The organism is Streptomyces sp. NPDC087270 (assembly GCF_044744625.1).
Taxonomy (GTDB): Bacteria; Actinomycetota; Actinomycetes; order Streptomycetales; family Streptomycetaceae; genus Actinacidiphila.
Genome location: NZ_JBIUYR010000007.1, coordinates 187424 through 207381 on the forward strand (window position 1 = coordinate 187424; position 19958 = coordinate 207381).

At 74.0% G+C, this 19958-nt stretch carries 16 protein-coding genes and 5 tRNA genes; 7 read left to right on the forward strand and 14 right to left on the reverse strand.

Annotated elements, in window-relative coordinates; all coding sequences use genetic code 11:
- Nucleotides 1–52: 52 nt before the first annotated feature.
- The gene (locus tag ACIPAE_RS16400; RefSeq protein ID WP_329371482.1) at nt 53–574 is read left to right on the forward strand and encodes a GNAT family N-acetyltransferase; all 522 of its coding nucleotides are present in this window, start codon (nt 53–55) and stop codon (nt 572–574) included.
- 24 nt (nt 575–598) lie between these two features.
- On the opposite strand, the gene ACIPAE_RS16405 is transcribed toward ACIPAE_RS16400, so the two are convergent.
- The 3 genes from ACIPAE_RS16405 to ACIPAE_RS16415 form a co-directional block, all read right to left on the reverse strand.
- Nucleotides 599–1024 (reverse strand): hypothetical protein, encoded by a 426-nt coding sequence (locus ACIPAE_RS16405; RefSeq protein ID WP_329374438.1) that lies wholly within the window; start codon nt 1022–1024, stop codon nt 599–601.
- 190 nt (nt 1025–1214) lie between these two features.
- On the reverse strand, nt 1215–1583 hold the full coding sequence (locus ACIPAE_RS16410) for a hypothetical protein (RefSeq protein ID WP_329371484.1): 369 nt from the start codon (nt 1581–1583) through the stop codon (nt 1215–1217).
- 77 nt (nt 1584–1660) lie between these two features.
- Nucleotides 1661–2524, reverse strand: coding sequence for a class I SAM-dependent methyltransferase (locus ACIPAE_RS16415; protein ID WP_366410007.1), 864 nt, complete (start codon nt 2522–2524; stop codon nt 1661–1663).
- A gap of 212 nt (nt 2525–2736) precedes the next feature.
- Between ACIPAE_RS16415 and ACIPAE_RS16420 the strand changes: the two genes are divergently transcribed.
- From ACIPAE_RS16420 to ACIPAE_RS16440, 5 genes are all read left to right on the forward strand, one after another.
- Entirely contained in the window at nt 2737–3426 is a 690-nt protein-coding gene (locus ACIPAE_RS16420) for a GNAT family N-acetyltransferase (protein ID WP_329371488.1), read from the forward strand.
- 377 nt (nt 3427–3803) lie between these two features.
- On the forward strand, nt 3804–5030 hold the full coding sequence (gene cbiE, locus ACIPAE_RS16425) for a precorrin-6y C5,15-methyltransferase (decarboxylating) subunit CbiE (protein ID WP_366410008.1): 1227 nt from the start codon (nt 3804–3806) through the stop codon (nt 5028–5030).
- Nucleotides 5031–5380: 350 nt separating this feature from the next.
- Nucleotides 5381–9268: a nicotinate-nucleotide--dimethylbenzimidazole phosphoribosyltransferase gene (cobT, locus tag ACIPAE_RS16430; RefSeq protein WP_402445684.1), complete on the forward strand. Its 3888-nt coding sequence runs from the start codon at nt 5381–5383 to the stop codon at nt 9266–9268.
- A gap of 244 nt (nt 9269–9512) precedes the next feature.
- Complete coding sequence (gene cobA, locus ACIPAE_RS16435; RefSeq protein WP_402445686.1) at nt 9513–10883, forward strand: uroporphyrinogen-III C-methyltransferase; 1371 nt, start codon at nt 9513–9515, stop codon at nt 10881–10883.
- Nucleotides 10876–11691, forward strand: coding sequence for an RNA methyltransferase (locus ACIPAE_RS16440; protein WP_329371496.1), 816 nt, complete (start codon nt 10876–10878; stop codon nt 11689–11691). The genes cobA and ACIPAE_RS16440 overlap by 8 nt, the downstream gene beginning before the upstream one ends.
- Before the next feature lie 35 nt (nt 11692–11726).
- On the opposite strand, the gene ACIPAE_RS16445 is transcribed toward ACIPAE_RS16440, so the two are convergent.
- The 6 genes from ACIPAE_RS16445 to ACIPAE_RS16470 all read right to left on the reverse strand — a co-directional run bounded on the left by ACIPAE_RS16445 (nt 11727) and on the right by ACIPAE_RS16470 (nt 18330).
- Complete coding sequence (locus ACIPAE_RS16445; RefSeq protein ID WP_402445688.1) at nt 11727–12365, reverse strand: hypothetical protein; 639 nt, start codon at nt 12363–12365, stop codon at nt 11727–11729.
- A gap of 93 nt (nt 12366–12458) precedes the next feature.
- A complete protein-coding gene (locus ACIPAE_RS16450; protein ID WP_402445690.1) occupies nt 12459–12776 on the reverse strand; it encodes a hypothetical protein in 318 nt (105 codons plus the stop codon).
- 35 nt (nt 12777–12811) lie between these two features.
- Nucleotides 12812–13450 (reverse strand): hypothetical protein, encoded by a 639-nt coding sequence (locus ACIPAE_RS16455; protein WP_402445692.1) that lies wholly within the window; start codon nt 13448–13450, stop codon nt 12812–12814.
- Between the two features lie 167 nt (nt 13451–13617).
- Entirely contained in the window at nt 13618–14805 is a 1188-nt protein-coding gene (locus tag ACIPAE_RS16460; protein WP_402445694.1) for an acyl-CoA dehydrogenase family protein, read from the reverse strand.
- Nucleotides 14802–16028, reverse strand: a complete 1227-nt coding sequence (locus ACIPAE_RS16465) for an acyl-CoA dehydrogenase family protein (RefSeq protein WP_402445928.1) — start codon at nt 16026–16028, stop codon at nt 14802–14804. Before ACIPAE_RS16465 ends, ACIPAE_RS16460 begins: the two co-directional genes overlap by 4 nt.
- Before the next feature lie 1057 nt (nt 16029–17085).
- Nucleotides 17086–18330, reverse strand: a complete 1245-nt coding sequence (locus ACIPAE_RS16470; protein WP_329371508.1) for a serine/threonine-protein kinase — start codon at nt 18328–18330, stop codon at nt 17086–17088.
- 270 nt (nt 18331–18600) lie between these two features.
- Here ACIPAE_RS16470 and ACIPAE_RS16475 point away from each other — a divergent pair, with 270 nt between their 5' ends.
- Nucleotides 18601–18870 (forward strand): hypothetical protein, encoded by a 270-nt coding sequence (locus ACIPAE_RS16475; RefSeq protein ID WP_329371510.1) that lies wholly within the window; start codon nt 18601–18603, stop codon nt 18868–18870.
- 545 nt (nt 18871–19415) lie between these two features.
- Here ACIPAE_RS16475 and ACIPAE_RS16480 read toward each other — a convergent pair.
- The 5 genes from ACIPAE_RS16480 to ACIPAE_RS16500 all read right to left on the reverse strand — a co-directional run bounded on the left by ACIPAE_RS16480 (nt 19416) and on the right by ACIPAE_RS16500 (nt 19915).
- A tRNA-Val gene (locus ACIPAE_RS16480) sits at nt 19416–19487 on the reverse strand.
- A 61-nt stretch (nt 19488–19548) separates the two neighbouring features.
- Nucleotides 19549–19620: transfer RNA gene (locus ACIPAE_RS16485), tRNA-Val, on the reverse strand.
- 43 nt (nt 19621–19663) lie between these two features.
- Nucleotides 19664–19735: transfer RNA gene (locus tag ACIPAE_RS16490), tRNA-Val, on the reverse strand.
- A 1-nt stretch (nt 19736) separates the two neighbouring features.
- A tRNA-Cys gene (locus ACIPAE_RS16495) sits at nt 19737–19810 on the reverse strand.
- A gap of 32 nt (nt 19811–19842) precedes the next feature.
- Nucleotides 19843–19915, reverse strand: a tRNA-Gly gene (locus ACIPAE_RS16500).
- Nucleotides 19916–19958: the final 43 nt, after the last annotated feature.

Consider the following 19958-nt stretch of genomic DNA (forward strand, 5'->3'; position numbering starts at 1 on the left):
GCACCACACCCTCACCCGCCCGGACGGATTTCGAAGGGGAGGCCCGCGCGACATGGGCATGAGCGTGACCATCTCTACGGCGAACCACGGTGACGCCGAGAAGATCCTGAAACTCCAGTACCTGTGCTATCAGGGCGAAGCCGAGCTCTACGGCGACTACACCATCGAACCGCTCACCCAGACCCTCGACGAACTGCGCGCCGAACTCGCCGGAGGCACCGTCCTCGTGGCGCGGCTCGGCGAGGAGGTCGTCGGTTCCGTCCGCGGTGCCGTCGACGACGACGGCACCGCCCGCATCGGCAAGCTCATCGTCCACCCGCGCCTGCAGCGGCACGGACTCGGCGGGCGCCTGCTCGCCGCACTCGAAGACCGCCTCGCCGCCGAAGCCGAGGCCAAGCGCTACCGCCTCTTCACCGGGCACCGCAGCCAGGTGCACCAGCGGATGTACCGCAAGCTGGGGTACGAACAGGTGGGCGTCGCGGAACCGGTCAACCGCCGGCTCAGCCTGGTGCACATGGAGAAGTCCGCACCGCAGCCGCCGGCCCCCGCCGGGAGCTACGCGGCCACCGCCTGACCCGCGCCGCCGCGGTCGGGCGCGCTACTCGCCGCCGGTCCCGGTCTGCCGTACAGGCGCCGTCTCCGCCCCCTGCCGGGCGGAGCGGCGCAGCCACAGCAGACCGGCGACCGGCAGCGCGATCGGCAGGAAGACATAGCCGATCCCGAAGTCGGACCACACGGTCGCGTCGGGGAAGGCCGAGGAGTCGACGACGGTCAGGATGCCCACGGTGATCACCCCGAGCAGCTCCGCCGAGCAGGAGACCAGGGCCACCTTGCGGGCCGACTCGCCGCCCCGCCACAGCGCCACGGTGATCACCGCGTAGACGACTCCGGCCACCCCGGACAGCACGTACGCCAGCGGCGCCTCGTGGAACTTCGTGCTGAGCTGCACGATCGAGCGGGAGAGCGCGGCCACTGTGAAGACCCCGTACAGCGACAGCAGCAGCCGCCCGGGTCCGGTGCCGATCTTCGCCTGCTCCGCCGGCGCCGCCGCCGGCGCCTGCTCCGCCGGCGCCGCCGCCGGCGCCTCCTCCTGCGGAGCGGTTCGCGGAGCCGTTTGCGGGGTCGTCCGCGCTGCCGCCGTCTCGGCCGCCGGCTGGGGTGACGTCACGTCGCTGCCTTCCACTGTGTTCCCGGTGGTGTTACCGGTGCTGCCCTCAGCCATGTCCCGCTCCCCAGATCTGGTCCAGCCGCAGCTCCAGCACGGCCAGGATCACCCCGCCCGCCGCGACGATCGCCGAGCCCCAACGGGTGCGCTCCGCGAGCGACATGACCGCCGCCGCCGGGATCGCGCAGACCGCGCCGATCAGGTACGGCACGAACACCGCCAGCCCGTGCTCCGGCCGGTCCCCCCGGGTGAGCTGGACGATGGAGATCACCAGCTGGACCAGGACCGCGAGGGTGACCACGGCCATCCCGGCGAAGTGCCAGTCCTTCGTCGCCGAGTCGCGGTACGCGGCCCAGCCGCACCACGCCGCGAGCAGCAGCGCGAGCACGGAGACCGTCCAGATGACCCAATCGAGCATGCGACGACTGTATTACGGGCGCCGAACCGCTCTCGCTCCCGGGTGACCGGGTACCCTGCCCCCTGCTCCGCCCCTGCTCAGCGGTGCCGCGCCCAGTACACGTCCGTGGTGTATGGCATCTCGATCGCGCCGCTGCCCCGCGTCGCGTCGTGCGCGCTCAGCACCGCCTGAAGCTCTGCCCGCACCCGCTCCTGCCGGGCCGGGTCGAGCACGGCTATGTGGCTGGACGACATCATCCGCTCCACCACGTCGGCCACGGTCGTGGAGTGCGGGTTCGGCCAGTGCCGCTCCTCGATCGCGCCCCAGCCCGGGCGGGCGGCGAAAGCCTCGCGCCAGGCGCGGGCGGGGTCGCCGGGCGCCTCCAGGCCGGCCCCCGCGGCCGGAACCGGACCGGAGGGCGTACGTGTACCCGCACCCGCACTGCCCGGGCCCGAGGCCAGCGGGGGGCTGGGCAGGTCGCGCGGGGCGAGCCGGAAGTAGATGTCCTGGTAGTCCCGCACCCACGGCACCGAGGTGTCGTAGGTGTTCCACACCAGCACCAGCGCGCCGCCCGGCCGCAGCAGCCGCTCGACCTCCGCCAGCGCCCGGTCCGCCTCGAACCAGTGCCAGGACTGCGCCGCCACCACCGCGTCCGCGCACCCCGCCCGCAACCCGCTGTCCTCCGCGGTGCCCGCGGTCACCGCCACCCCGGGCAGCAGCTCGGCCAGCCGCTCGCGCATCTCCGCGACCGGCTCCACCGCGAGCACCTCGGCCCCGGTCAGCGCCAGCAGCCGGGTGAACTTGCCGGTGCCCGCCCCCAGATCGACCACGGTACGGCCCCGCTCCAGCGGCAGCGCGTCCGCGAGGGCGGCGAGCGCCGCGAGCGGGTAGGAGGGCCGGGAGCGCTCGTAGACCCCCGCGGCCCGCTGATAGCCGACTCCTGCTGCGTGGTGCACTCTCACGCGGGCTGACGGTAGCAGGATCGGATGACGTTCACGGATACCAGGACCGAACGGCGGGACACCCGGCCGCCCGCCCATTCCCCCTACCCTGGAAGCGAGTTCACCCGCGCCGCCCGCGCCACGCCGCCGCACCGCGCCCACCCTGCCCGGCGCGCGCCGGGCGCGATACTGCAAGCTGTGCAATCCACCCATGCCCTGGTTACGGAGCACGAATGACCTCCACCTTTCCGGACATCTCACTCAGTACGGACCGGCTGGTGCTGCGCCCGTACGACGAGGACGACATCCCCGCACTCGTGGAGATGATGAACGACGACCTGATCGCGGCGTGGACGAACATGCCCCAGCCGTACACCGCGGCGGACGCGCGGGACTTCGTCACCCGGACCGCGCCCGCCGAACGCGAGCAGGGCCGCGGGTTGGTGCTGGCCGTCACCGAGATGCTCACCCAGCGGCTGGTCGGCACCGTCACGCTCCAGCACACGGACTGGCGTATCCGCGGCACCGAGGCCGGGTACCTCACCGCTCACTGGGCCCGCGGCGAGGGATACGCCTGCGAGTCCGTGCTCACCGTGTGCCGCTGGCTCTTCCGGGAGCAGGGCTTCGAACGGGTGGAGCTGCGCACCGCCGCGGACAACACCGCGTCGCAGCAGGTCGCCCAGAAGATCGGGTGCGTCAGCGAAGGGGTGCTGCGCAGCGCGGGGATCGTCCGGGCCCGGCCCGACGCGGACCCCGCCGGGGCGTGGACCGAGGTCCGTACCGACCTGCTGGTGTGGAGCTTGCTCCGGGAGGACCTCGACTATCCGGGGGACCTGGGCGGGTCGGCCGGCGCCGGGCGCCGTGCGGATGCCGGTGCGGCGAACTACGCGGACGACTACACCGCCTTCGCGGACTGGCGCTGACGCCTCAACGGGACCGTCCGGGGTGCCCGTCGGCGTTTCCGCCCGGATCTTGCGGCAAGCGGGGGTTGGGCGCGCAGTTCCCCGCGCCCCTTCGGCTACGCGTCGTTGTGGTCGAGTCAAGTGCCCGGCCGCAGGCCGGTGGTCTGCTGCGCGCGCGGTTCTCCCCGAGGGCTTCGCCTGGGAGGTACCCCCACGCGCCCCTGGGTGCTTGGCCTTCTGTTCGGGGAAGAAGCCGCACATACTCGGGGGCGCGGGGAACTGCGCGCGCAACCCGTCACCGGCAGGTGGTCCCCGAACCGACAGCACCGACCACCCTGGAGGGTCAGGGGCGGGTTAAGGTTTGCCGGGACCCTCACACGCCATGGAGGCAGACGACGATGGCCGACCGGGTCACCGTGATCGGATGGGACGGCTCGCCGCTGTCCGGCGCGGCGCGGGCCGCGCTCGACGCCGCCACGCTCGTGGCCGGCACCCGCCACCACCTCGCGCTGCCGTACGTCCCGAAGGGCGCCGAGCAGATCGTGCTCGGCAGTATCGACATCGCGGCCCGCCGGGTCGCCGGGCACCGCGGCACCGCGGTGGTGCTTGCCGACGGCGACCCGGGTTTCTTCGGCGTCGTCCGGGCGCTGCGGGCACCCGAACTCGGCCTGGAGGTCGAGGTCGTCCCCGCCGTCTCCGCGGTCGCGCGCGCCTTCGCCCGGGCCGGGATGCCGTGGGACGACGCGCGCGTGGTCGTCGCGACCAGCCGCACCCTGCGCCGGGCGGTGAACGTCTGCCGCGCCAGCGCGAAGGTCGCCGTGCTCACCGCGCCGGGCGCCGGCCCCGCCGAACTCGCCCTGATGCTCACGGGAGTCCACCGCACCTTCGTGATCTGCGAGGCACTGGGCACCGAGCACGAAGAGGTGTCCGTCCTCACCTCCGACAAGGTCGCCGACCACATATGGCGCGACCCGAACGTGGTGCTGGTGGTCGGCGGGATCTCCGCCCCGGGACAGGGCATCGCCGCGCTGGGCGGCCCCGCCACCCACTCCGGCGGCGGCTGGATCGCCGGCCGCGACCCCGGTTTCCCCGGCGCCGCGCGCGGCTGGGCGCTGCCCGCGGCCGAGTACGGCGGCCACCTCCCGGCGGAGCTGCGCGCCTTTCAACTCGCCCGGCTCGGCCCGCGGGCCGGGGACCTGGTGTGGGACATCGGCGCCGCCGACGGCTCGCTCGCGGTGGAGGCGGCCGGTTTCGGCGCCGCCGTCATCGCGGTGGACCGCGACGCCGACGCGTGCGACTGGATCACCGCGACCGCCCGCCGAACCGGGGTGCAACTCCAGGTCGTGCACGGCACCGCGCCGACCGCGCTGGAGGACCTGCCCGAGCCCGACGTGGTCCGGATCGGCACCGCCGACCCCGAGGTCGCCGCCGCCTGCGCCGCCCGCCGGCCCGAGCGGATCGTCACCGCGGCCGGCAACCGGGACCAGGCCGAGGCGATCACCCGGGCCCTGTCCGAAGGCGGTTACGACGTGGAGCGCACCCTGCTCCAATCGGTCGAACTGGACAGCGACTGGGCTGAGCGTGAGCGATCGGTGAGGTTCGCGCTCTGTGGTTCCCGGCGCTGACCGCCGGCCGCCAACAAGCCGTCCGCAGGCCCCTGTTCGGGGGCTCCGCGCAACCCCCCCGACAAGGTCGACGAGACGGGTGCGAAAGACGTTTCCCCTGGTGGCAGCGGTACTTACCAGGCGGGTGTGAGATACGTCCCGAGGTGCGGACTACCGGCCTGACCGCGGCCGTGCCCAAGGTAGGCTGACGGATCGTTGTGCCGTCATCACACGTTGACGGGCCGTCGAGCAGTGCGGGCGCCCGTGTCCGACGTGCCGCATACCGGACCCGCTCGTTGTTGTAGGGAGAGGGTCGGGTCGGGCAGGGCGCAGCGGCTGGAAGGAGCGAAACCGATGGGCGAGGGGCACGCATGACGGACACCGGTCAGATCCCCGGCGAGGGGCTGCCGGAGAACGCTGGCGCGGACACAGGCGCCGAAGCGCTTCTCCCGCCGCACACGGCCTTCCCCGGCAACGGCGCGCCGCCGCAGCCGGATTGGGGGACCACGCCCGCGAGCGAGCAGCCCGCGCCCGGATACGCGTACCTCGACCACCCGGCGCCGCCCGGCGCGGTGCTCGACGACGAGGACGACGTGTTGCTGATGCCCGGGCCGCAGGGCTCCTGGAGCGACCCGCAGCCGGTGCCGGCGCCCGCGCCCGTACCGGCGCAGCAGCCCGCGCACTTCCAGAACGGGCAGCACCCGCAGGCGGTCTCCTTGCAGCAGCCGTCGATGGATCTGCCGATCTCCGTGGAGGTGCCGGTCGAGGTGCCGCTGGAGACGATGGCGCCGCCGGTGCTCGGGAACGGCGCGCAGGTCTTCGTCGCCCAGCAGCCGCAGCAAGCCCAGTACGTCCAGCCGCAGCAGGGCGGTCCCGGGCTGGACCTGACCGCGTACCCCGACCCCGCCGCCGCGCAGGCCGGCGACGGCGAAGGGGCCGCGGGCGTACCGCCGGTGGCGGCCCAGGCCGAACCCGCCGACGGCGACGCGGCACAGCAGCAGCCCGCCGCACCCGGGTGGAACGCGCCCCACGAGGCGCCCGCGGTGCCCCAGCAGGCCGCCGTGCCCCGCCGTCCCCTGCACATGGGCCCGCCGGTGACCGACACGCCCAGCGGCGGCGTCTCCGTACGGTCGCTCGCCGACCGCGGACCCGCGGTGACCGTGGCCGGGCCGCCGACGTCCGGCCCGGAGTACCTCGACGTGCCGCGCGACGACGTGAACGGCATCCCCGCGCAGCAGACCGGTGAACCCGGTGCCGCCGCGGTCGTCACCCCGGGCAGCCCGTGGCCCGCCGCGCCCGGTGACGCCTCGCAGCAGTCGTTGATCCCGCGCGCGGACAGCGTGCCGCGTCCGGCCGATGCCGCGATCCCGGTGCAGGGCGCGGTCACGGCGCCGCAGGCGACCGAGGCGGCCGCGCAGCAGCCGCAGCAGCAGGAGCAGCCGCAGCAGCCGGAGCAATCCCAGAGCGAGGTGGCCCAGAGCGTGGTGGCCGCCGCCGAGCCGGTCCCGGCTGAGGCCGAGGTGGCTGAGGCCGACGCGGCTCAGGCCGAACCGCCGGTCGAGGCGCAGGCCGAACCGCAGACGGAGGCGGTCGCGCAGGAGCAGGAGCAGGCACAGCCGCAGCCGCAGGCACCGGCAGCGGTCGTCGCGCCGCAGGTCGTGGCCGAGGCCGAACCGGCCGCGACAGCGCAGCCCGTGGCGGAGGCGCCCGCCCCTGCCCCCGCACCCGCCGCGCAGGCCGTCCCGGCCACGCCCGAGCCGGTCGTACCCGCGCAGGGCGGCCCGGTCGCCTCGCAGGGTGGCGGCTTCGCGGTGCCCCAGCCGCCGGAGCAGTCGGAGCAGGCCGAGCAGGCCGCCGTGCAGGCAGCCGCCGCGCCGGTTCCGGCGGCGGTCGCGACCGCCGCCGGAACCGCACCCGAGGCCGTCGCGGAACCCGCGCCGCAGGTCGTGGCTGAGGCCGAGCCGGTCCCGGCCGCACCGGAGGTGGCCCCGACGGCGGAGGCACCCGCACCCGCGCCCGCCGCCGCACCCGAATCCGTACCGGCGGCTGTCGCCGAGGCGGAAGCCGAAGCCCCCACCGAGCAGGCGCCGGAGCAGGAGCCCGCGCCCGCCGCGGACCCCGCCGCCGCTGAGCAGGCCGCGGCTGCCGCCCCCGGCCGAGGCCGCCGCGGCAAGCGCCGGGCCGCCCCGGCGCCGGAGGAAGCCGAGCCGGTCCAGCAGCCCGAACCGCAGCCGGTGGCAGCGCAGTCCGCGCCGCAGGCCGCACCGGAGGCCGCACCCGAGGTCGCGGTCGTCCCGGCCCCGGCTCCCGTCGCCGAAGCCGAGCCGGATGCCGAAGCCGTCGCCGAGCCCGTTGCCGTACCGGCCTCGGCGCCCGTCGCCGCCGAGGACGTACCCGCCGCGCAGGCGGACCAGGGCGAGGAGCCCGCGGAGCCGGACGCGTCCGAAGCACCCGAGCCCGCGCAGGCCGAGGAGCCCGGGGAGCCCGAGGAGGCCCCGGCCGCCGCCGCGCCCGCGTCGCAGGGGTCCGCCGCGGAGCCGTACGACCCGGCCGTGCGCGACGCCGTCCACCGGGTGATCCGGGAGCGGCGCGACATCCGCAACGGCTTCCGGTCCGACCCGATCCCGCACGACGTGCTGCTGCGGGTGCTGGAAGCGGCGCACACCGCGCCCAGCGTCGGCCACTCCCAGCCGTGGGACTTCGTGGTGATCCGCTCGGAGAAGACCCGCGAGAAGATGCACGAGCTGGCGATGGCCCAGCGCGAGGCGTACGCCAAGTCCCTGCCCAAGGCGCGGGCCCGGCAGTTCCGCGAGCTGAAGATCGAGGCGATCCTCGACACCCCGGTGAACATCGTGGTCACCGCCGACCCGACCCGCGGCGGCCGGCACACCCTCGGCCGGCACACCCAGCCGCAGATGGCGCCGTACTCCTCCGCGCTCGCCGTGGAGAACCTCTGGATCGCCGCCCGCGCGGAAGGGCTCGGCGTCGGCTGGGTCAGCTTCTTCGACGAGCGCCAGATGGTCGCCGAACTCGGCCTGCCCGAGCACCTGGAGGTCGTCGCCTACCTGTGCGTCGGGTACGTCGACGAGTTCCCGGAGGACCCCGAGCTGATGCAGGCGGGCTGGTCGCAGCGCCGCCCGCTGTCCTGGGTCGTCCACGACGAGGAGTACGGCAACCGCGCGCTGCCCGGCGAGGAGCCGCACGACCTGCTGGAGGAGACCCTGCGGGGTATCCGCCCGCTGGACGCGAAGGCGCTCGGCGAGGCGTGGGAGCGGCAGAAGCGGATGACCAAGCCGGCCGGCGCGCTGGGCATGTTGGAGATCATCTCCGCGCAGCTCAGCGGGTTGTCCCGGCAGTGCCCGCCGCCGATCCCCGAGCCCGCCGCGGTCGCGGTGTTCGCCGGCGACCACGGCGTGCACGCCCAGGGCGTGACCGCCTGGCCGCAGGAGGTCACCGGCCAGATGGTGGCCAACATCCTCGGCGGCGGAGCGGTCTGCAACGCCTTCGCCAACCAGGTCGGCGCCGAGGTCTGCGTCATCGACGTCGGTGTCGCCTCCGAACTGCCCGCCACCCCGGGGCTGTTGCCGCGCAAGGTACGGCCCGGCACCGACGACTTCACCGTCGGTCCGGCGATGAGCCGCGAGGACGTGCTCAAGGCGATCGAGGTCGGCATCGAGACCGCGCGCGACCTGGTGGCCGCGGGCAACAAGGCGCTGCTGACCGGCGAGATGGGCATCGCCAACACCACCGCGTCCGCCGCGATCGTCTCCGTCTACACCGGTGCGGACCCCGCGGAGGTCACCGGGCGCGGCACCGGCATCAACGACGAGATGCACGCCCGCAAGATCGACGTCGTCCGGCGCGCGCTCGACCTGCACCGGCCCGACCCGGGCGACCCCGTCGCCGTCCTCACGGCCGTCGGCGGGCTCGAACACGCCGCGATGGTCGGGCTGTTGCTCGGTGCCGCCGCCCTGCGTACGCCCGTCATCCTCGACGGGGTCAGTGCCGGCGCGGCCGCGCTGGTCGCCCGCGCGATCGCCCCCGAGGTGCTCGCCGCGTGCATCGCCGGTCACCGCAGCGCCGAGCCCGGGCATGTCGCCGCGCTCACCACGCTCGGGTTGCGGCCGCTGGTCGACCTCGATCTGCGGCTGGGTGAGGGGACGGGTGCGCTGCTCGCGCTTCCGCTGGTCCAGAGCGCGGCCCGGGTGATGCACGAGGTCGCCACGTTCGACGCCGCGGGCGTCACCGAAAAGGGGTAATCGGGTCCCCGTCGCTACGACTCCCGGCCCGTCCCCGGGCCCCTGAACACGGGCTGTTCCCCGCTGCGCCCCTGCCCTTTGCCCTTGCGGTCGAGGAGTTCGTCCGCAGGTGGCAGCGGCGGTCAGCCACGTCAGGGGCACGGGGGCGTCCCCATAGCAGGTCACCGGCCTGCGGTCGGCAGTGCACCGCAACCGTAACGGCGCTGAACCGTAAAGTAAGAAGCCCGCACAGCAAGGAGCCCTCATGCCGCACGACGACGCCCCCGCGTACCCCGTTGGGCTGCGGCTCGCCGGCAGGCGGGTCGTGGTGATCGGCGGTGGCCAGGTCGCTCAGCGGCGGCTTCCCGCACTGGTCTCCGCGGGAGCCGACATCGTGCTGGTGTCACCGTCGGCCACCGCTTCGGTCGAGGCGATGGTGACAGCGGGCGAGTTGCGGTGGGAGCGCCGCAAGTACCGTGCGGGCGACCTCGCGGGCGCCTGGTACGCGCTGATCGCGAGCACGGACGAGGCGGCCAACGCCGCGGCGGGCGCGGAGGCGGAAGAGCGCCGGGTGTGGTGCGTACGCAGCGACGACGCGGACGCGGCGACCGCGTGGACCCCGGCGACCGGCCGGACCGAGGGCGTGACCGTGGCGGTGCTGACCGGCCAGGACCCGCGGCGCTCGGCGGCGGTACGTGACGCGGTGGTCGCGGGGCTGCGGGACGGCACGCTGGTGGCGCCGTACCACCGGGCCCGCACCGCCGGGGTCGCCCTGGTGGGCGGCGGCCCGGGGGACCCGGACCTGATCACGGTGCGCGGCCGCCGGCTCCTCGCGGAGGCCGACGTGGTGGTGGCCGACCGGCTCGGCCCGCGCGACCTGCTCGACGAACTCGGCCCGCACGTCGAGGTGATCGACGCGGCGAAGATCCCGTACGGCCGGGCGATGGCGCAGGAGGCGATCAACGCGGCCCTGGTCGAGCACGCGAAGGCGGGCAAGGCCGTGGTCCGGCTCAAGGGCGGCGACCCGTACGTGTTCGGGCGCGGCATGGAGGAGGCGGAGGCGCTGGCCCGGGAGGGCATCCCGGTGACGGTGGTGCCCGGCATCTCCAGCGCGATCAGCGTGCCGGCCGCCGCCGGTATCCCGGTCACCCACCGGGGAGTGGCCCACGAGTTCACCGTGGTCAGCGGGCACGTCGCGCCGGAAGACCCGCGCTCGCTGGTGGACTGGGCGGCGCTGGCGAAACTGCGCGGCACCCTGGTGCTGCTGATGGCGGTGGAGCGGATCGAGCCGATCGCGGCGGCCCTGGTCGCGCAGGGCCGGTCGGCCGACACCCCGGTCGCCGTAGTCCAGGAGGGGACCACTGCCGCGCAGCGCCGGGTGGACGCCACGCTCGGCACGGTCGGCCGCCGGGTCGCCGAGGAGGGGGTGCGGCCGCCGGCGGTGATCGTGATCGGCGATGTGGTGGCCGTGGGCGGGGCGGTCGCCGATGCGGCGCGGGCGGCGGGGGCTTCGGGGCCCGCCGCGGACCCGATCGGGGGAGCGCGTGGCGGGGCGGGGAGCACAGCGGGTGGCGTAACGGGTGGCGTACCGGGTGGGGAAGCCGCTGGGGGAGCTGCTGGGGGAGCGCGTGGCTGAACCGGTCGCCGTCGAGGACCCCGCCGACCCGCGCCTGGCCGACTACACCTCCCTCACCGACGTCGAACTGCGCCGCCGCCGCGAACCCGCCGAAGGGCTGTTCATCGCCGAGGGCGAGAAGGTGATCCGGCGTGCCCTGGCCGCCGGCTACCCGATGCGCTCGATGCTGCTCTCCCCGAAGTGGCTCGGCCCGATGCGCGACGTGATCGACGCGGCGACCGCCCCGGTGTACGAAGTGACACCCGCGCTCGCCGAAGAGGTCACCGGCTACCACGTGCACCGCGGCGCGCTCGCTTCGATGGCCCGTACCCCGCTGCCCTCCGTGGACGCGCTGCTGGCCGGGCTCGGCCCCGGCCCGCGCCGGGTCGCCGTCTTCGAGGACACCGTCGACCACGCCAACCTCGGTGCCGGGTTCCGCTCCGCCGCCGCGCTCGGCGTGGACGCGGTCCTGCTCAGCCCGCGCTGCGCCGACCCGTTCTACCGGCGCGCGGTCAAGGTCTCCATGGGCGCGGTCTTCTCCGTGCCGTGGACCCGGCTCGACGACTGGCCGCACGACCTCGAACTCCTGCGCGCCCACGGCTTCCTGCTCGCCGCCCTCTGCCTCGCCGACGACGCGATACCGCTCGACGCGCTCGCGGCCCGCCGCCCGCCCCGGCTCGCCCTCCTGCTCGGCACCGAGGGCGACGGCCTCACCCCCGCGGCCCTCCGCGCCGCCGACACCCGCGTCACCATCCCCATGGCCGCGGGCGTCGACTCCCTCAACGTAGCCGCCGCCTCCGCGGTCGCCTTCTACACCACCCGCACCTGACCTGCCGGACCGGTGGCGAGGCTTCGTTACTGCGGCTACCCGGCCGGGTAGCCGGTCGGCACGGGGCGCGGGGTTCCGGGCATCGGATCGTACGTGTCGAAGCTGTTTCCGTCGGCGTACTGGGAGAGCAGCTTCTTCTGGGCCTTGCCGTACTTCTTGCACGCGCTGAGCACGTCGAGGTAGCCGGCGGCCGACTTCCCCTTGCTCGCCTCATGGAAGGTGAGCTCGATGGTGAGCTCACCTTTTTGCGCGGCCCAGCCGTACAGCTTCTCCTTCTTGGCGTCCGGCATGCGCTTCGCGGGGATGGTCCGTGTGGCGAACGTCCACCCCAGCGGCTTCAGCCCGTTCTCCACGCCGGACACCAACTGGGCCATCGTCAGCTTGTTTGCAGGGTCGAGGTAATCGGAGAGGTCGTACTTCACTGCGCCCTTGCCGTTCTTCTCGTCCTCGGAGCAGGCGACGAAGTTGCCACTCCCCTCGGGCGTGTGAAGGTGGAGTGCGGTTGGCAGCGCGGTGCGGGTCTTCCAGTACACCTCGGCAGTCGAGCCCCGGACCTCCGCCGCCCGCTTCATGCCGTCGGCGCTGCTCGTACCGCCCCCGCACGCGCTCACCGCGAAGGTGAGGGCGACCGCCGGCAGTGCGGCCCAAGTGGCGGCGCGGCCACGGAGTTTCATACCTGCTCAGCTTCCTGTGATGGCCGCGACACGTCCGTGGTCGCGCTGGAGGAACATCGCGTGTGCGGTGCCCGGGCGAGGGCGGCTCGGGGGTCAGCCCATCCGGCCGGCGAGCACGCGGCGTTCGCTGTCGGCCTCGGCCTGGGTGACTTCCTTGGGGTGGGCGGCCAGTTCGCGGCTGACGTACTCGGCGAAGCCGTTGGCCTGCGTGGTGACGTCGTTGGCCGCCCCGGTCAGGTCCCTCGCCCAGGCGCGTGCGGTGGCGCCCACCCACACGTCGCCCTTGCCGCCGGCCATCCGCTTGTCGGCGTCCTTCAGCGAGCCGTTGACGGTCGCAAGGTCCTTCTGGACCTCGGTGTGCAGGTCGCTGAGTGCCTGCCACATGGGGCTGGGCACCTTCTTGTCTGCCATGGCGCTGCTTCCTCCCGTTGGTGGTGCGTGCGCGTTCACATGGGGGTCGGGAATCCGGTGGGAACAGGTGTGGGGTCGGAGGCGGTCGGCTTGTAATCGTCCCGGCTGTCTCCGCCGGCGTAGTCGGCGAGCAGCTTCTTCTGGGCGCCGCCGTACTTCTTGCAGTCGGTGAGGACATCGAAATTCCCGGCAGCGGTCGCGCCGTTGCGCGCTTCGTGCAGGGTGAGGTCGATCGTCTGGTCGCCCTTGTGGGCCCGCCAGCCGTGGAGTTCCTCGCTCTCCGGGTCCGGCATGGCCGAGCGAGGAATGGTGTAGGGGGCGAAGGTCCACCCCTGCGGCTTCAAGCCGCTCTCCACCCCTGACAGCAACTGCGCCATCGTCAGCTTGGCCTTCACCGGAGCCAGATAGTCAAAGAGGTCGTACTTCACCGCTCCCTTGCCGTTCTTCTCGGTCTTGGTGCACGTGACGAAGCGGCCCTTCCCGTAAGGCTCGTCGAGGTGGAGCGACGCCGGCAGCGCGGTACGGACCGTCCAGTATGTCTGCGCGGCCGATGTCCGGACCCGGTTGGCCTGCTTGATACCGTCCGCCGAACTCATCCCGCCGCCGCAGGCGCTCGTCGCGCAGGCGACTGCCACCACGGGCGCGGCCCAGACAGCGGCGCGGGTGAGCTTCATACGTCCTCGGTTTCGGTCAGGGCGTGCGGCGTCACGGGACCCGTCGTTGTCCTCGCTGTTCCCGACGGGGAATCCTCTCACCATGGACGCGGCCCTGCCATCGACCGGTTGCGGCCGGACGAAGAAGGAACGGTGCGGGGTAGCGCGCAACGCACCCGGGTGAGGGGTCAGTTGGGCGGGGGGAGTTCGACCAGGGTGGCGAGGGTGGCGCGGTGGCGGCCCGGGGTGCCCAGTGCGATCTCGTCGGCCTTCGCCCGCTTGAGATAGAGGTGCGCGGGGTGCTCCCAGGTCATCCCGATCCCGCCGTGCAACTGCACCGCCTCCTCGGCCGCGTGCACCGCGACGCCGGCCGCGTAGGACTGGGCGACGGCCACGGCCACCGGCGCGTCGGGGGAGCCGGTCGCGAGCGCGTCGGCCGCGGCCCGGGCCGCCGCCCGTGCGGAGACGACCTCCAGCCACAGGTCGGCCAGCCGGTGCTTGAGCGACTGGAACGAGCCGACCACCCGCCCGAACTGGTGCCGCTGCCCGAGGTAGCGGACCGTCTCGTCGAGGCACCACTGCGCCACCCCCAGCTGTTCCGAGGCGAGCAGGCCCGCAGCGGTCAGCAGGGCCGCGTCCAGTGCGGCGGGCGCGTCGGCGGAGGGCAGCGGGCGCGCGGCGCTGCCGGCGAAGGACACGTCCGCGAGCGGTCGGGTGAGGTCCAGCGAACTGAACGGCTCGACCCCGACCGAGGCGTCCGCCGCGGCCACTTCGTACAACCCCGGGCCGTCCGGGCCGACCGCGGGCACCACCAGCACGCCCGCGCCGGGAGTGTCCGCGACGCTGGTCACCCGCCCGGTCAGCCGGCCCTCGGCGTCGGCCCGTACGGTCGCGGGGAAGTCGCCACCGGGTGCCGCCGACAGCGGTACGGCCAGGGCCGCGGTCGTGGTGCCCGCGGCCAGCCGCCCCAGCAGGCCGGCGACCGCCTCGTCGGTGAGGTCGCAGCGGAGCAGTGCCGAGGTGGCCAGCACCGCGCTGCCGAGGAACGGTGTCGGGACCACCGCGCCGCCCAACTCCTCCAGTACGACGGCCACTTCGCGCGCGGTCGCGCCCTGGCCGCCCTGTTCCTCGGGCACCAGCAGTCCGGCGAGGCCGAGTTCGGCCGCGAGCAGCCGCCACAGCTCGGGGTCGTACGGCTGCTCGCCCTCCACCCGGGTGAGCACCGCGCCGGGCGGGCAGCGGTCGGCGAGCAGGTCGCGCACCGCGGCGCGCAGGTCGTCCTCGACGTCGGAGTAGAGCAGGTCCGGGGCCGCGGGGCGGACTTGGGCCGCGGGATGGGCCTGGGAACGGTCGGCGGGCTGGGTCGGCGCGGTCATCGGGGCAGGTCCTTCCAGGCGGCGTCCTTGTCGGTACGGGGTTCCGCGGGCAGCTCCAGCACCCGCTCGGCGATGATGTTGCGCAGGATCTCCGAGGTGCCGCCCTCGATGGAGTTGCCCTTCGCCCGCAGATAGCGGTAGCCCGCGTCGCGGCCGTAGAAGTCGACGCTGCGTGGGCGGACCATCGTCCAGTCGCCGTAGCGCAGGCCGTCCTCGCCGAGGAGTTCGACCTCCAGGCCGCTGATCCGCTGGTTGAGCCGGGCGAAGGCGAGCTTCAGGCCGGCGCCCTCCGGCCCGGGCGAGCCGACCGCGAGCTGCTGCCGGACCCGCTCCGCGGACAGCCGCGCCACCTCCGCGTCGACCCACGCGGACAGCAGCCGGTCGTGCAGCTCGGGGGTGCGCAGCTCCGGCCGCTCCCGCCAGGTGGCCGCGGCAGCCGCGACCATGCCCGCCTCGCGCGGCAGCACCCGGCCGCCGATCGCGACCCGCTCGTTCATCAAGGTGGCCTGCGCGACCCGCCAGCCGTCGCCGATCGCGCCGAGCCGGTGCGCGTCGGGTATGCGCACCCCGGTCAGGAAGACCTCGTTGAACTCCGCCTCGCCGGTGAGCTGGCGCAGCGGCCTGACCTCCACGCCCGGGTCGGTCATGTCGCACACGAAGTACGTGATGCCCTGGTGCTTGGGCACGTCCGGGTCGGTACGGGCGATGAGGATCGCCCAGCGCGCGGTGTGGGCGCTGGACGTCCAGACCTTCTGGCCGTCCACGATCCAGTCTCCGCCGGGTTCGCGGACCGCCCGGGTGCGCAGCCCCGCCAGGTCCGAGCCGGCGCCCGGCTCGGAGAACAGCTGGCACCACGGCTCCTCGCCGGTCCACAACGGGCGCAGGAAGCGCTGCTTCTGCTCCTCGGTGCCGTAGCGGAGGATGGTCGGCGCGGCCATGCCCAGGCCGATGCCGATGCGGCGCGGGTCGTTGTCGGGCGCGTCGGCCGCGGCGAGTTCCGCGTCCACCACGGGCTGGAGCGAGCGCGGGGCGCCGAGGCCGCCCAGGCCCCGCGGGAAGTGCACCCACGCCAGGCCCGCGTCGAACCGGGCCCGCAGGAACTCCTCGGGGGAGACGGCTCCCGGTGGGTGCGCGGCCAGCAGCTCCCGCACCCGTCCGCGCAGCTCCGCCGCGTCCACGGCGCCGCCCTCCGCGCGGTCCTCCGCCTCCCGGCCCTTCGCCATCGCGCTGCCGCCCTTCCCGTCTTCCCGGCCACCCACGTCTCTAAGCAAGCGCTTGTTAACGTAGCGGACATCCGCGCTCGTGCCTAGGGCTGTTCGAACCATGGCTGTTCGAACCCCCGGCACGACCTGACCGATGCTCCCCCCGGAGCCACCCCGGTGCCACCCGGCCGGTGCTACTCCGGTGCTGCCCGAGGGCGCTACCCCGCCGGCCTCGCTCCGAGCAACTCGCGTAACCCCCGCGCCGACCTGCCCGTAACGCGCCGGCATCGTGGCGAACTCCAGCGGCATCTCCCGCGCGTGGCGGTCACGCATCTGCTCGGGGACCAGCCGCTGGTGGACCACGCGCCGGCCGGTGGTCTCGGTGACGATCGCGGCGTTGTCGTCATAGCCGAGCGCCTCGGGGCCGGTGAGGACGAGATCGGTGTTCGGGGCGTGCGCGTCGGCCAGGGCGCGCACGGCGACGGCCGCGATGTCCCCGGACGTCGACGAAGCCGCCCCGCCCCGGCCCGCCGCCTCACCACCCGCCCCCTGAACCGCCCGCGCACCCGCAAGGACCGCCAGGGACAGTCCCGTCATGCGCGCGCAACCACGTGGGGCGGTCGGTTGAACGCGGGCCGGAAGGGGCACCCCCTGGGGGCGCGGGGAACTGCGCGCGCAACCGCATGGGGCGGTCGGTTGAACGCGGGCCGGAAGGGGCAGCCCCTTTGGGGGCGCGGGGAACTGCGCGCGCAACCCCATGTGGCGTTCAGTTGTACGTGGGCCGGAAGGGGCAGCCCCCTTGGGGGCGCGGGGAACTGCGCGCGCAACCCCATGTGGCGTTCAGTTGTACGTGGGCCGGAAGGGGCAGCCCCCTTGGGGGCGCGGGGAACTGCGCGCGCAACCACGTGCGGCGGTCGGTTGAACGCGGGCCGGAAGGGGCAGCCCCTGGGGGGCGCGTGGGGGTGCCACCCCGGCGAAGCTCTGGGGGGAGAGTGGAGCGCCGACCCACCCACCGGGCGGCACCCGGGAGCGAAACACGGCGCACCGCGGCGCGACCCTGCGGCTCAACCCGGGAGCGCTATGCCGCCTGAAGCACCGCGATGCACACAGCCGCGATCAGCGTGACGATCACGAACACGAACACCCGTTGACGGAGCAGCCGCCGCCGGGATTCGGGAGCACCGGGCCTGCGCTGCGCGGGGGTCCGGTTCGCGGGGGTCCGCGTCCCCGTCGTCCGCCCCGTGGGAGTCCCCTGCGCCCGCGCCGCGGGCGTCCGCGCGGCGGGGGTCCGCGCCGGAGTCCTCGCCGGGGTCCGCTGCGCCCCCCGCCCCGCCCGCTCAGCTCGCTCGACCCGCTCGCTTCCTCCGCCGCCGGTCGAACCCCCCGCCGTACGCCCCCCGTTGGAGACCGCCGCGCCCCGCTCCGTCCGCTGCTGCGCGTACTCCTCGGCGCGCCGCCCGGTGGGCCGCTCCGGACGCGGCGGCCGGACCGTCGCCAGCCCCCGCGCCTCCCGCGTCGCGATCTCCGACAGCCGCTCGGAGAGCTGCACGGTGCTCGGCCGCTCCTCCGGGTCCTTCGCGAGACACGCGTACACCAGCGGCGCGAGCGCGTCGGGCACCCCGACGAGATCGGGCTCCTCGTGCACCACCCGGTAGAGCATCACCTCGGAGCTGCCCTGCCCGAACGGCGAGTCCGCGGTCGCCGCGTACGCCAGCGTCGCCCCGAACGCGAACACGTCCGTGGCCGGCGTGACCGCCGCGCCCCGCACCTGCTCGGGCGCGAGGAACCCGGGCGAGCCGACCGCCGTCCCGACGTGGGTGAGGGTGCTCGCCCCGGTCGCCCAGGCGATCCCGAAGTCGATGATCCGCGGGCCCTTGGGCGACAGCAGGATGTTCGACGGCTTCAGGTCGCGGTGCACGACGCCGGCCTCGTGCACGGCCACCAGACCCTCCGCGAGCGCCGACCCGATCGCGGCGACCTCGGCGGCCGGCAGGATGCCGCCCTCCGCGACCTTGTCGTGCAGCGACGGCCCGGGGACGTACTGCGTGGCGAACCAGGGCCGTTCGGCCTCCAGGTCCGCGGCGACCAGCCGGGCGGTGCAGCCGCCCCTGATCCGCCGCGCCGCCGACACCTCACGGGCGAACCGGGACCGGAACTCCTGGTCCTCGGCCAGCTCCGGCCTGATCACCTTCAGCGCCACCCGCTGCCCGCGCTTGTCCGCGCCCAGGTACACCACACCCATGCCGCCCGCGCCCAGCCGCCGATGCAGCCGGAACGAGCCGACGACCCGCGGGTCCTCGCGCCGGAGCCGCATCATCGCCATGTCTGTCCGTCCCCTACCTCCGGTGGTGGGGGAGAGGGCCCCACTCCGCGTCGCTGGCCGGTCGGCCGCCCACAGCTTACGTACTCAAGTCCCGCCGCGCGTTGATGCCTCGCAGGCGACGGGCCGTGAATTGTCAGTGCCTGGTGGCATTCTGAGGGGACGGGAGATGACGCGGGACGCGGAAGCCGGCCGGGAGAGGCGGTCGGGCGGCAGGTCGCGGCACTCCCGGAGAAGTCGCCAACGGGCAGTCCACCAAGGGGGAGTGACGCCGTGAAAGGTGATCGTGTGGAGATAGTCGTCGACGCGGGTGACACCACCCGCACCTATGAGGTGACCGCGACCCGCGCAGGCCGCAGGGTCGAGACCGCGGTGCGGCGCGGGGTCGTGGAGGTGAGCGAGGTCACCCGCAGTGGCACCGCGGTGCGCACCGCCCGTTTCATGGCCACGCGCGTGCTCGCGCTCGTCGAGCACCCCGTGCCCCGCGAGGACCCGGTCCCCGGGCCCGCCGCGCCCGTGCCCGCCCGGCCACCCGCGCCCTGATCAGCCACGGACGGCCTCCGGGACACCCCTGAGGCGGCCATGGCCGACGTCCACCCTGGGGAGTATGCGACGGATGGGACGTCATCCTCCGGGAGGCCGGAAAGGGGTCCGGAGGCATGACGACCCGGGCGGCCGCGGCCCATAGATTTGAGGTCAAGCGGCGGGCGACGTACTCGTCCCCCGAGGTCAAGCGTCCGCCGCCCAGACGTGAACAACACGGATTCGATCACCGCCGCACCCTGCGGCGGGGTCGCGCAGACGTCGTCCGTGATCGGCCTGTTGAGGCGTCACACCACGCTTCAGGCCCGGAAGAGCGGTCCGGGTCGGGGATCACCGGTCTCAACCCCGTGGGGACGGGGGTAGGGCGGACGGCAGCGGTTGCCCGGGTATCAGCCGATACCCGGGCACAGCGCTGTTTCCGGGCCGCGTCAACCGACGGACGCGCCCGCCCACGACCGCATCAGCTCACGGCCGTATCGGCCCGCGGCTACTTCGGCCCATGCGAAAGGGCCGGAGACGCTTTCGTCTCCGGCCCTCGCCGAGTGTGGACGATACTGGGATTGAACCAGTGACCTCTTCCGTGTCAGGGAAGCGCTCTCCCGCTGAGCTAATCGTCCGGGATGGTGCCGCGCAAGATACTGCGGTGGTGCCGGTGATTCAGGTGATACCGATGGCGCGTGCGCGATACTGGGATTGAACCAGTGACCTCTTCCGTGTCAGGGAAGCGCTCTCCCGCTGAGCTAATCGCGCGGGGGTCCAGCAAGGTGCGGCAAAGGCCCCGGTCGGGGGCCAGTGGACGATACTGGGATTGAACCAGTGACCTCTTCCGTGTCAGGGAAGCGCTCTCCCGCTGAGCTAATCGTCCTTGGAGGTGGAGACGGGATTTGAACCCGTGTAGACGGCTTTGCAGGCCGTTGCCTCGCCTCTCGGCCACTCCACCAACAGCAGGGGTTCGGGTGATCCCCCACATCGAGCGGACGACGAGATTCGAACTCGCGACCCTCACCTTGGCAAGGTGATGCTCTACCAACTGAGCCACGTCCGCAGGTGCCGCCACCGTAGACTGCTCGGCGACGAGTTGAACTCTA

Excerpts from the sequence above, each read along its gene's own strand:
- ACIPAE_RS16400 (WP_329371482.1), top strand. The coding sequence starts at position 53 with ATGGGCATGAGCGTGACCATCTCTACGGCGAACCACGGTGACGCCGAG.
- ACIPAE_RS16410 (WP_329371484.1), bottom strand. The coding sequence starts at position 1,583 with ATGCTCGATTGGGTCATCTGGACGGTCTCCGTGCTCGCGCTGCTGCTC.
- ACIPAE_RS16420 (WP_329371488.1), top strand. The coding sequence starts at position 2,737 with ATGACCTCCACCTTTCCGGACATCTCACTCAGTACGGACCGGCTGGTG.
- cbiE (WP_366410008.1), top strand. The coding sequence starts at position 3,804 with ATGGCCGACCGGGTCACCGTGATCGGATGGGACGGCTCGCCGCTGTCC.
- cobT (WP_402445684.1), top strand. The coding sequence starts at position 5,381 with ATGACGGACACCGGTCAGATCCCCGGCGAGGGGCTGCCGGAGAACGCT.
- cobA (WP_402445686.1), top strand. The coding sequence starts at position 9,513 with ATGCCGCACGACGACGCCCCCGCGTACCCCGTTGGGCTGCGGCTCGCC.
- ACIPAE_RS16445 (WP_402445688.1), bottom strand. The coding sequence starts at position 12,365 with ATGAAACTCCGTGGCCGCGCCGCCACTTGGGCCGCACTGCCGGCGGTC.
- ACIPAE_RS16450 (WP_402445690.1), bottom strand. The coding sequence starts at position 12,776 with ATGGCAGACAAGAAGGTGCCCAGCCCCATGTGGCAGGCACTCAGCGAC.
- ACIPAE_RS16455 (WP_402445692.1), bottom strand. The coding sequence starts at position 13,450 with ATGAAGCTCACCCGCGCCGCTGTCTGGGCCGCGCCCGTGGTGGCAGTC.
- ACIPAE_RS16460 (WP_402445694.1), bottom strand. The coding sequence starts at position 14,805 with ATGACCGCGCCGACCCAGCCCGCCGACCGTTCCCAGGCCCATCCCGCG.
- ACIPAE_RS16465 (WP_402445928.1), bottom strand. The coding sequence starts at position 16,028 with ATGGCGAAGGGCCGGGAGGCGGAGGACCGCGCGGAGGGCGGCGCCGTG.
- ACIPAE_RS16470 (WP_329371508.1), bottom strand. The coding sequence starts at position 18,330 with ATGGCGATGATGCGGCTCCGGCGCGAGGACCCGCGGGTCGTCGGCTCG.